A 10,728-nucleotide genomic window follows, 5' to 3' on the forward strand; every position below is an offset into this window, starting at 1 on the left:
CCTCCCAACCGCAGACGGCCATGACGGCGCATTCGATCGCGGCATGATCCTCGCAGACGGAACCTTGGCGCCAGTAGTCGTCGCGACGCTGGTGCGCGAGCCAGATTTCCGACAGCGAGCGTGTCGCTTCCAGCCGGCTCATCCACATGGCGCGCCAGGCGCCGCCGACGATCTGCGGGTCGGGCGCCATCGCCTTCTTCACCAGCATGAAGTTCGACCACATCTCCTGCTCGGTGAGCAGCGCGCCACCCATATAGTGGATGTCGTCGGCGTAACGGTCGTCGGTGGCGCAGTTGGCGATGATGGCCTTCAGCGCCGGCGGCCGGCGCGCCGCGACCTGCAGCGCGTTGAAGCCGCCCCAGGAAATGCCGGTCATGCCGACATTGCCGTTGCACCAGGATTGCGCCGCCAGATGCGCGACGATCTCGCAGGCGTCCTCCTGCTCGCGCGGCAGATATTCGTCGGCCAGATCGCCATCGGAATCGCCGGAACCACGAATGTCTATGCGGGCGCAGGCGATGCCGTGGCCGGCAAGCCAGGGGTGGATGTCTATGTCGCGGGCAACGGTGCCGTCGCGGCGCCGGTAAGGCACCATTTCGACCACCACGGGCACCTTGGCGTCGGTGCGTGGGCGCCACACGGTGGCGGCGATTCGCGTGCCGTCAGCCAGCGCGATCCAATATGGATCGACGGTTTCGACGGCAAAGGGAAACTCGGTCCGTACCACGGCGGGTGCTCGTCAATGCCTTGTTGAACGTTCGTACAACAAGAGCATTCCGGATGCAATCCCGTTTGAGTCATTTGCGATCCAGGGCGCAGAGAAACTGCATTCGGCTGCCCTGACCGCACTCTTGAATCGCGTTCAGGTGACAGGTGTTCTGACGTCTGCGATGAGGCGCAAGCCGCCATTTGCGATTTTGGCTACAGAGGTTCGCCACCGGGCATTGGCCGATCGTCTTCCCGGGGCCGGAGAACGCGACGCTGTCGATCCATTGCGCCGGCAGCAGGCTGATCCTGCCGGTACGAAAGCCGCAGCCGCTCGACAAGACGCTCCCGGAATTCGAGGGACCGGAAAGCGCCACGCCGATGGCGCAGGACGTGATCAAGGCAGGCGAGCCTTTCCGGCGCGAGGTGACGACGAACCAGATCACCGGAGAATCCACCTACACGATCGTCAGCGACGCGGGAACGGTGCGCCATCCGCACACCGGCATGACCCTGACGCAGAGACAGACCGAAATCTTCATTGTCCATCCGGACGATCCGAACTCGGCGCGCGGGACCGTGACCTGGGACAAGACCTATGCGCGCGGCGACTGGAACGCCCGTGTTTCGGTCTCCGCCACGGTGCGCGCATTGCGCGATGTCTGGCGCATGGAAACGCATCTCGTCGCGCGCGCCGGTGACGAGGTCGTGGTCGACCGCGAGGAGGTCAAGGAGTTTCCACGCGACCTGAACTGACGTGATCGCGGACGGCGGGCTGGTCAGCCGGGGCTTTTCAGCAGCATCTTTTCGGCGAAGGCCTCGACCTCGCCTGCGCGAGGTTCCTTGCCGGTGTGGGTGAGCAGGTAGGCAGGCGTCAGGAAAAGACGGTTGCTGACCGGCTCGACGATCTCGAGCGAGTAATAGCCGATCTGCGTGAAGTAGAGCACGCGAGCCCGCACGAACGCTTCCGTGTCGGCATAACCGTGCCGCGAGAACATGGCGCGGACGGCGTCGACCCGTGTATCGTCTTCCTCGTTGACGATCCGATGCACTTTTGCGGACTGGCGCGACCAGGCGCGCACGGCGAAATCCAGCCGCGGATTGAACAGCTTCTCATCCAGCCAGCACTCGAAGACATTGAGCACTGCCTGCGTGATCGACGCGGCCGGCCGGCCGGCCTGCTCGACGATGAAACGCGTGTTGTTGTTGCGCCAGTAATCCAGCAGCTGGTCGAGCAGATCCTGGCGGCTCTTGAAGTACCAGTAGAAACTGGACCGGGAGACGTTCAGCTTCTGCCCGAGCGCAAGCACGCGCACGGCCTCCACGCCCTCGGAGATCAACGTCTCCAGCGCGAGGTTCATCCAGTCCTCGCGCGTCACCTTGGTGTTGCCGATCAGACCGGGCCGCCGCACGACTTCATCATCACTGGAATCGGAGAACATGTCGGGCCGGCCAAGTTTGAACGCCGGCTAGATAGACCTGAAACCACCCCGCTACAATACTTGCGCTTGCTCGAGCCACTCCCAGAGATAGGGGGCAAGGCCCCGGTCGACATGGAGACGCGCCCGATCGCGATTGCCGAACCGGTAGAGGAGGACGCCGACGCCGGCAAAAAGGATCGAAGCCGAGGGGCTTGCCGCTTCCGGATCGAGCGCCGTGCCCCTGGCGATCAGGCGATCCAGGTCCGGCCCCTCGATCTCGAACACATGCAGTCCGGCATCCATGACCGTGACCGCGAAACCGGCCGCGTGCCAGCCGGGCGCAATGGGGAACGGCTGTTCCCCGACCGCAAGAAGGCGGTCGCGCGCGATTCGCACCAGGTATTTGTCGCCGCTGGCGATTGCGCCCGCGCCGACGCCTTCGCCGGCAAGCCTTGACGCCTTCGACCAGGCCGCGAGGTCGCCGCTGACCAGAAGCTGTTTCAGCCCGCCAAGCATGCGCACGGTCACGCCATCCTTGTTCAGCGCCGCGGTAGCAAAGTCGGGCGCCGCCGGCCACTTTTCGGCAAGGTTACGCATGGAGCCGCCTCCCTTCCGGATCGAAGGCGCAGGGCGCGACGATCGTCGCCTGCCGCACGACACCAAGATGTTGAACGTCAATCGTTTCGCCGTGCCGCGCCGCGCCCCGTTCGATGAGCGCGAGCGCAACCGGGCGTCCCAGGGTCGGGCTCTGATAGCTGGAGGTGACGAAGCCGATGCTTCTGAGCCGGCCGTCGCGCTTCTCGACGCCATGCGCACCGATCGCCAGCGGCGCTCCGCCGTCGCGTACCGCCAAGCCGACGAGCTGGTTGCGGTCCGCGCTGTTGCCCGCTTCGGTGAAAAGCGAGCGCTTGCCGACGAACTCGCCGGCGCGCTTGGTCCGCGGTCCGGCGACGCCCAGATCGTGCGGCATGGTGGTGCCGTCGGTGTCCTTGCCGATGACGATGTAGCCCTTCTCGGCGCGCAGGATCATCAGCGATTCAAGTCCGAGCAGCACGGCGTCGAAGGCGCGGCCCTCCTGCCGCATCCTGGCCCACAGCGCCTCCGCCCGGTCGGCGCGGATGGATATCTCGTAGCTGCGGTCGCCGGTGAAGGACACCCTGGCGATGCGCACCTCGTCTCCGGCAAAACGGCCGGCGGCGATCGCCATATGCGGCAGGCTTGCATCGTCAAGTGCCGCGCCCAGATCGAGCGCTTCGACGACCTGACGCGCGTTCGGACCCGAAACGGTCAAGGTCGCATATTGCGCGGTGGCGTTGTGGATATAGACCGCATCGCGGCCGAAGCGGTCCTGCCGCCACTCCTCGAGGCGCGCGTGGACCGCGGCGACATGCGACGACGAGCAGGAGACGATGAAGCGATGCTCGTCCAGGCGGACAAGCACGCCGTCGTCGAAGACGACGCCGTTTTCCGACAGCATGAAGCCGTAGCGGCAATGGCCCGGCTTCAGGGTCGACATGGTGTTGTAGTAGATGAAGTCGACAAACTCGGCCGCGCGCGGGCCGACCACCTCGATCTTGCCCAGCGTCGAGCCGTCGAAGAGCGCGACCGACTGCCGGGCGCGCCGCGCCTCGTCCTGAATCGAGGCGCCGGCTTCACCGCCGCCATAATAGGCAGGCCTCAGCCAACCGCCATATTCCTGGAACACGGCGCCCGCGGCGCGATGGTTCGCCTCCAGCGGCAGGCGGCGGACCGGAGCGTGCATACTGCCCCGGCGCGACCCCGCCAGGCTGGCGAAGGGGACCGGCGTGAAGGGCGGCCGGTAGGTCGTGGTGCCGATCTCAGGAATGCCGCGCCCGGTGATGTCAGCCAGCAGCGCCAGACCGTTGAGGTTCGAGGTCTTGCCCTGGTCGGTCGCCATGCCGAGCGTCGTGTAGCGCTTCAGATGCTCGACCGAGACGAAGTTCTCCCGCGCCGCGAGCTCGACGTCCTTGGCGGTGACGTCGCTCTGATAGTCGATCCAGACGCGACCCTTGGCCTTGGGTTTTGGCCACAGGCTGACGACGCCGAGCGTTGCTTCCGCTCCCGTGCCGCGAGGCGCAGGTGACGATGAGCCGAAGTCGGCGGGGGCCGCGGCGCCGCTGGCCAAGGTCTCCGAAAGCGAGACCGTGCCGGCCACGGCGCCGGCGACGCCAGTCCCCTCAATGGCTTCGCCCGGGATGAAGGCCGCCAGTTGATCGCTCCAGGCGAGCTTGCCTTTCGCCTGTGAGAACAGGTGCACGGTGGGTGTCCAGCCGCCGGAGACGAGAACGCAATCGACGCCAAGCGTCGTGCCGTCGTCCAGCAGAATGCCCTGAACGGCCTTGTGCCCGCGCGCCGCGACGACTGTCCGTCCGGCCAGAACACGAATGCCGGTCTTCGCTTGCGCGCCACCGTCACGCCGGCAATCGACCACCGTCACCGAGGCGCCGGCCTCGGCGAGCGCGGAGGCCGGCTCATAGGCGCTGTCGTTGTTGGTCGCGACCACGATCTCGCGGCCGACAAGCACGCCATGTCGGCGCAGATAGCTGAGCGCCGCATCGGCGGACAGGATTCCGGGAAGGTCGTTGTTGGCGAACGGCACGGGCCGCTCGATCGCGCCCGTCGCCAGCACGATGCGGCGCGGCCGCACGCGCCAAAGCGTGTCCGGCCGACCGTCGGCGTGCCGCTGGTTGAGCGCGACCAGATTGTGGTCGTAAAGGCCGAAAGCGGTCGTATCGCTCAGCACGAGCTGACCGGCGCCCTTCAGCTTGGCAACCGTCGCCTCGACCCACGCCCTGCCCTCGACGCCATCGACTTCGCCGGCGCGGTGACGCAGCGACCCGCCGGGATGCGCCCCGTCGTCGGCCAGCACAACCGAATGCCCGGCCGCCGCGGCGCTGGCTGCCGCGGCAAGACCGGCCGGCCCGGCGCCGACCACCAGGACGTCGCAATGATGGTTGATCTGGTCCGAGACCTGGCGTGGCTTCCAATCGCTGTCGACGATGCCAAGTCCGGCCATGGCGCGGATGCGCGGCTCGAACAGGTGCCAGTCCGGCCACATGAAGGTCTTGTAGTAGAAGGCGGCGGGCAGAAAGCGGGCGAAGCGGTCCAGAACGGCGTTGCGGTCGTTCTCAGCCGTCGGCGAAGCGTTGACGCTTGTCACCCGGATGCCGTCCGTGGCCTGCACGGTCGTGGCGCGCGCATTCGGCACCCGGCCGGCCGCGCTCTCGACATCGACCAGCGCGTTGGGCTCCTCGACGCCGGAGCCCCAGATGCCGCGCGGCCGATGGTATTTGAAGCTGCGGCCGACCACGGCCTGGCCGCTCGCGAGCAAGGCCGACGCGATCGTGTCGCCCGCAAAACCCTCCACGCGCCTGCCGTCGAAGGTGAAGCTCAGCGGACGGTCGCGATCGATGTCGCTGCCACCAGTGGTGAGACGGGAAGCGCTCATCTTCCGTGCTCCGCTTCGCCGAGCGCCGAAGAGCCCGACACCTTGTGATTGACGCTGTCGCGGCTCATCGCGAAGAACTCGCCGCAGGTGAGATGCACCCAGATCTCGCGGGTCGGCCCCTTTGGATTGTCGCGCATGTGGAGGTAGCCGGCCCAGCGCTCGGAGGTCACCTCGCTGCCGTCGGGCCTCAGATTGCCCGCCTCGCCGCCATAGTGAAACTCGCTTTCTTCGCGCGGCCCGCAGAACGGGCAGGGAAAGAGCTGCATCTTTTCTATACCTTCAATGGGCAATGCCGGAGCCGGCGGCCTCGTCGATCAGCCGGCCGCGGGCGAAGCGGTCGAGATCGAAGGGCCGGCTGATGTCGTGGTGCCTGCCGGTGGCAAGCAGGTGGGCAAGCAGGGTGCCGCCGGCGGGGATCGCCTTGAAGCCGCCCGTGCCCCAGCCGCAATTGAGGAACAGGCCGGGCAGCGGCGACTCGCCGATGATGGGCGAGGAATCCGGGACCACGTCGACGATGCCGGCCCACTGCCGCATCATCTTCAACTGGCCGAAGATCGGGAACATCTCGAGCATGCCGGCGATGACGCCCTCCAGCACCGGCAGGTTGCCGCGCTGGCCGTAGGACGGGATGCGGTCGAGCGCGCCGCCGATCACCAGCTCGCCCTTGTCCGATTGGCTGACATAGACGCCCGTGTCCGGCGAGATCACCACCGTGTCGATGATCGGCTTAACCGGTTCGGACACGCAGGCCTGCAACGCGTAGGAATTGACCGGCAGCCGGAAGCCCGCTTTCGCCGCCAGCACCGACGAATGGCCGGCCACCGCCATGCCCGTGCGCTCGGCCCGGATCGCGCCGCGCGAGGTGACGACGCCGCGGCAGCGCCCGTTCTCGATGATGAAGTCGGTGATCTCGCAATTCTGGATGATGTCGACACCGAGACGGCTCGCCGCGCGCGCATAGCCCCACGCCACCGCGTCGTGACGGGCGGTGCCGCCGCTTGGCTGCCAGGTGCCGCCATAGACGGGGTAGCGTGTGCCCGGGCTGAAATTGTAGATCGGCACGACGCGGCGCACGTCCTCGACCGAGAACAGCTCGCAATCGATGCCGTTGACCTGGATGGCGTTGACCGACCGGGCGGCGGTTTCCATTCCAGCTTCGCTGTGCGCGAGGGTCAGGATGCCGCGCGCGGAAAACATCACATTGTAGTTCAGGTCCGTCGAGAGCGCCTTGTAGAGGCTGTGGGCCAGCCCGTAGATCGCCGCGCTTTCGGGATAGAAATAGTTCGAACGCACCACGGTGGTGTTGCGGCCCGTGTTGCCGCCGCCGATCCAGCCTTTCTCCAGGAGCGCGACGTTGGTGACGCCGTGATTTTTGGCGAGATAATAGGCAGTGGCAAGCCCATGCCCGCCGCCGCCGATGATGATCGCGTCGTAGCGCGGTTTCGGGCCGGGAGAGCGCCAGGCCTTTTCCCAGCCGGTCTGGCCGGCGAGGCCTTCCTTGAAGAGCGAAAGCGCCGAGTACTGTCTCGTCATGCGCCTAGACCTTCATCACAGGTCGCAAACCTCGCCTCGCCGCAAGGACTTGGCCGCCATGTCTTCAGCTCGAGCTCGTCCAACCGATCGCCCCTTAAAACACCTGCTTTGCCTTTTGGTCGCCGAACACCCCAAAGCAGCGCCAAGCGCACATTTAGCGCGAATGTACACCTGTGTCCATTCAAAGCGTATGGCGCGCTTCGGCGTGTTTCACAGATTTCGGGATGTGCGGTCCGACAAGCGCCGGCACACTCATCGGAGCCACTCCGGCACGCGCTTGGCGAAGTGAAGCGAATGCGCCCCGCAAGCAGGGTCCCTGGAGACTGGACCGCTTTGGTTTGCGCCCGGCGCTCTTTGCAAGTTCCGGTTCTGGATATCAGGCGACCACGTCGGCGCCATGCCGGCTTGTTGTTTCGGCCGCGCGCAGGAACGCAACGAGCTTTTCGTTGAAGATCGCCGGCTTCAGCAGGAAGGGCGCGTGCTTGCCGTCCTGGATGTCGTCCGGCTCGCCGGTCCACTGCTCGAGCTTGAGGTCCCGGAAATATTGATGGTTCAGGAACGGATCGTTCGAGCCGTTCAGGATGGCGAACGGCACGGCGGTCGAGCGCAGGAAGCGCATCTGTCGCGGCCAATCGACGATCTGGAGCTTGCCCAGCGTATAGGCGCGGGCCCGCCCGTCGGTCCTTCGCACGGCCCGGTGAAGGTGGATCGTCTCGACTGTCTTCGGACCGGTTGTAGACGCAGCGAAGTCACGGCTCTCGGCCGGCGACAGGAAGGTCTTGCTCGCCAGAACGAAATGGCTGGTCGCGTCATAGGCACGGCCGACATCTTCCGGAACGACCCTGAGCGGCGGCGTGCCGGAAACGGCAAGCGCCCGCACGGGATAACCGCGGGCCGCAAGCTCGATGGCGATATAGCCGCCCAGCGACCATCCGAACACAAAGGGGTTCGCCGCGCCAAGCGCCTTGAGCACGTCTTCGGCGACGTCAGCGAAGGCTTCGACGCTATAGTCCTTTTCCGGATCGGCGTTGTCGGACACGCCGTGACCGGGCAGGTCGAAGGAGATGACGCGATAACGATCGCGGAGCGCCTTGAACTGGTTGGCGAAGACCTCCTTGGCGGAGGAGTTGCCGTGGATGAGGAGAAGCGCCGGCTTGTCGCCGCCGGTGTCGGCAACGGCGATCCTGCCATGGCGGGTGGCGACCATCGTCTCATGCGCCCCGGTCATCGCTTCCCGCTGGCCGAGGCCAAAGCGGCGGCGCAATCTGGCCGTCGCCTGCGAACGCACCACGTCGAGCGCTTCACGAAGCGTCTGCAGCAATGCCCAGAGCCCACCCGGATAGAAGATTAGGATGACGATCAGCAACAGCGACATGATGATGTTGCGCCAGGCGCCGTAGGCGGCGAAGACCTCAGACACCATGGTCACGAAGAAGGCTGCAAGGATCGGACCCCAGATCGTTCCGGCGCCACCAAGCAAGAGCATCGAGAGCAAAAGGCCGAGCAGCCCGAGGCCGAAATTGTCGGGAGAGGCAACGCGCATGTAGGAGCCGTAGAAGCCGCCGGCCACGCCGCTCAGCGCGGCGCTCACCGTCAGCGTGAACAGCCGGGTGCGCGTTTCCGACATGCCGCGCGAGATGGCGTAGTATTTGTGGTCGCGCATGGCCACGATGGCGCGGCCGAAACGCGAGCGAGTGATCTTGTAGAGGATGATGGTGGAGGCCACCAGCATCAGCAAGGCCAGATAATAGTAGCCGACCTTGCCGCCGCGGTTGAAACGGTAGCCGAAGAGCTCGAGCGCCGGCAGGCTCACCATGCCCGACGTGCCGCCGGTGATGTCGGACTGGCTGATGATGATCTGGTAGAGCACCTGCGAGGCCGCGATGGTCACCAGGATGATGTAGATGCCTGAAAGCCTGAGGATGGGCAGCGTTATGAGGGCCGCGACAAGCCCCGCGGCAACACCGGCGAACGCTATGCCCAGCCATGGCGACAGGCCGAGGGTCTGGCCGACCAGTCCGAACGCGTAGGTGCCGATGGTGAAGAGCGCGACATGGGCAAAATTGAAGAGGCCGCCATAGCCGAGGCTGAGGTCCCAGCTCGAGGCCACGATGCCGAACACGAAGGCCAGAACCAGGAGATGCCGCAGATACATGCTTGACGACAGCAGCGGCACAAGCGCCAGCACGGCCAGGACGACCAGAACCGGGATCAGCCCGGAGCTGCGGGCGAAAGACGGGCTGTACCGCATCAGACGGATTTCCTGTATCGGCCGAACAGGCCTTCTGGCTTGGCGACAAGCACGACGATCATGATTGCGAAGAGCACCGTCGGGCTCCAGTAGAGGCCGACGAGATAGGTCATGACAGCCTCGAGCAAGCCGACGATGAAAGCCGCGTAGATCGGGCCGGTGAAGCGCGCGATGCCGCCGAAGATCACCACGATCAGCGCTTTCATCAGCGGGTCGGAGCCCATCGAAGGGTTCATGAAGCGGATGGAGCCGATCAGGATGCCGGCCAACGCCGCCAGCGCAGCCGACAGGCCGAAGGCGATCGCATAGAGCCGCTCGACGTCGATGCCCATGAGCTGCGCCGCCTCGCGGTTCTGCGCCACGGCGCGCATGGCGCGACCAAGCGGCGCGCGCTGCAGGAACACGCCGAGCGCCGCCAGGATGACGAGCGCCAGCGCCACCACCGCCATCTCGTTGCGAGATATGGTGATGCCGAGGAATGACATGTCGCCGCCGAGCAGCGGAGAGAGCTGCTTGTTGCGCGGCCCCCAGACGAGGTTGATGACGTTTTCCAGGATGGTCGCGCCGGCAAGCGTGGTGATGACGGATTTCACCACGATGTCCGGGTTTCGTTCGAAAGGCTTGATAAGAAGGTAGTAGACGAACATGCCGATGACGAACATGCCGATGATGGAGACCCCTGCCCCGGCCAGCAGGCCGGCGCCAGAGGCCTCGGTGCTGGCGATCTGCCAAGCGATATAGGCGCCGAGCGCGATGAAGGTGCCGTGGGCGAAATTGAAGATGCCGAGCGTCGTCCACACGAGCGCCAGCCCGGTCGCCATCAGCGCGTAGAGCGCGCCCAGCACGATGCCGCCAAGCAGGATCAGGTTAAGCGTCTCAAGGGTCAATGGTGATCCTCGCCGAACATCAGTTTCATGATCTCTTCATGCGTGGGCATGTCCGCCTTCTCGATACGGCGCGAGATGCGGCCGTGGTCGAACAGGTAGAGCGTGTCGATCAGTTCCTCGAGGAAGGCGATGTCCTGATCGACCACGATCAGCGGCACGCCGGATCCGCGGATGGTTTGGATCGCCGAAGCGAGTTCCCCGCGCAGCTTGGGCGACAGTCCCAGCGTCGGCTCGTCGAGAATGAGAAGCTTCGGCGCCGCCATCAGCCCGACGCCTATGGCCACCATCTGGCGCTCGCCGCCCGAAAGGAAGCGTATCTTGTGGTCGAGACGCTCGTGCACCCGGGGAAAGAGCCGGAAGACCGTGTCCAGTGTCTCAGCCGCATTGGCGCGCCCGCGGGAGGCATAGGGCGCGATCGACAGCGTTTCCGCGACAGTCATGTCCGGAAACAGCAGGTTCCCC

General features: G+C 65.6%; 10 protein-coding genes. 1 reads left to right on the forward strand and 9 read right to left on the reverse strand.

The window, feature by feature from the left end; genetic code table 11:
• Positions 1–727: CocE/NonD family hydrolase (locus tag EOD07_RS09285; protein ID WP_127235206.1), on the reverse strand; the 727-nt coding region annotated here is incomplete at its 3' end.
• A 182-nt stretch (positions 728–909) separates the two neighbouring features.
• Between EOD07_RS09285 and EOD07_RS09290 the strand changes: the two genes are divergently transcribed.
• Positions 910–1,461, forward strand: coding sequence for a hypothetical protein (locus tag EOD07_RS09290; RefSeq protein ID WP_127235207.1), 552 nt, complete (start codon positions 910–912; stop codon positions 1,459–1,461).
• A gap of 23 nt (positions 1,462–1,484) precedes the next feature.
• On the opposite strand, the gene EOD07_RS09295 is transcribed toward EOD07_RS09290, so the two are convergent.
• From EOD07_RS09295 to EOD07_RS09330, 8 genes are all read right to left on the reverse strand, one after another.
• Positions 1,485–2,147: a TetR/AcrR family transcriptional regulator gene (locus EOD07_RS09295; RefSeq protein ID WP_052468626.1), complete on the reverse strand. Its 663-nt coding sequence runs from the start codon at positions 2,145–2,147 to the stop codon at positions 1,485–1,487.
• Between the two features lie 51 nt (positions 2,148–2,198).
• Positions 2,199–2,723, reverse strand: a complete 525-nt coding sequence (locus tag EOD07_RS09300) for a hypothetical protein (RefSeq protein ID WP_127235208.1) — start codon at positions 2,721–2,723, stop codon at positions 2,199–2,201.
• Positions 2,716–5,595, reverse strand: a complete 2,880-nt coding sequence (locus EOD07_RS09305; RefSeq protein WP_127235209.1) for a sarcosine oxidase subunit alpha family protein — start codon at positions 5,593–5,595, stop codon at positions 2,716–2,718. The genes EOD07_RS09300 and EOD07_RS09305 overlap by 8 nt, the downstream gene beginning before the upstream one ends.
• On the reverse strand, positions 5,592–5,861 hold the full coding sequence (locus EOD07_RS09310) for a sarcosine oxidase subunit delta (RefSeq protein ID WP_127235210.1): 270 nt from the start codon (positions 5,859–5,861) through the stop codon (positions 5,592–5,594). The genes EOD07_RS09305 and EOD07_RS09310 overlap by 4 nt, the downstream gene beginning before the upstream one ends.
• A gap of 13 nt (positions 5,862–5,874) precedes the next feature.
• On the reverse strand, positions 5,875–7,128 hold the full coding sequence (locus tag EOD07_RS09315; protein WP_127235211.1) for a sarcosine oxidase subunit beta family protein: 1,254 nt from the start codon (positions 7,126–7,128) through the stop codon (positions 5,875–5,877).
• A 376-nt stretch (positions 7,129–7,504) separates the two neighbouring features.
• Positions 7,505–9,379, reverse strand: a complete 1,875-nt coding sequence (locus tag EOD07_RS09320) for an alpha/beta fold hydrolase (protein ID WP_127235212.1) — start codon at positions 9,377–9,379, stop codon at positions 7,505–7,507.
• Entirely contained in the window at positions 9,379–10,266 is an 888-nt protein-coding gene (locus EOD07_RS09325; RefSeq protein ID WP_127235213.1) for a branched-chain amino acid ABC transporter permease, read from the reverse strand. The genes EOD07_RS09320 and EOD07_RS09325 overlap by 1 nt, the downstream gene beginning before the upstream one ends.
• Positions 10,263–10,728, reverse strand: a 466-nt coding sequence (locus EOD07_RS09330) for an ATP-binding cassette domain-containing protein (protein ID WP_127235214.1), incomplete at its 5' end; no start/stop codon positions are given. The genes EOD07_RS09325 and EOD07_RS09330, both read right to left, overlap by 4 nt.

This window comes from Mesorhizobium sp. M2C.T.Ca.TU.002.02.1.1 (genome assembly GCF_003997225.1).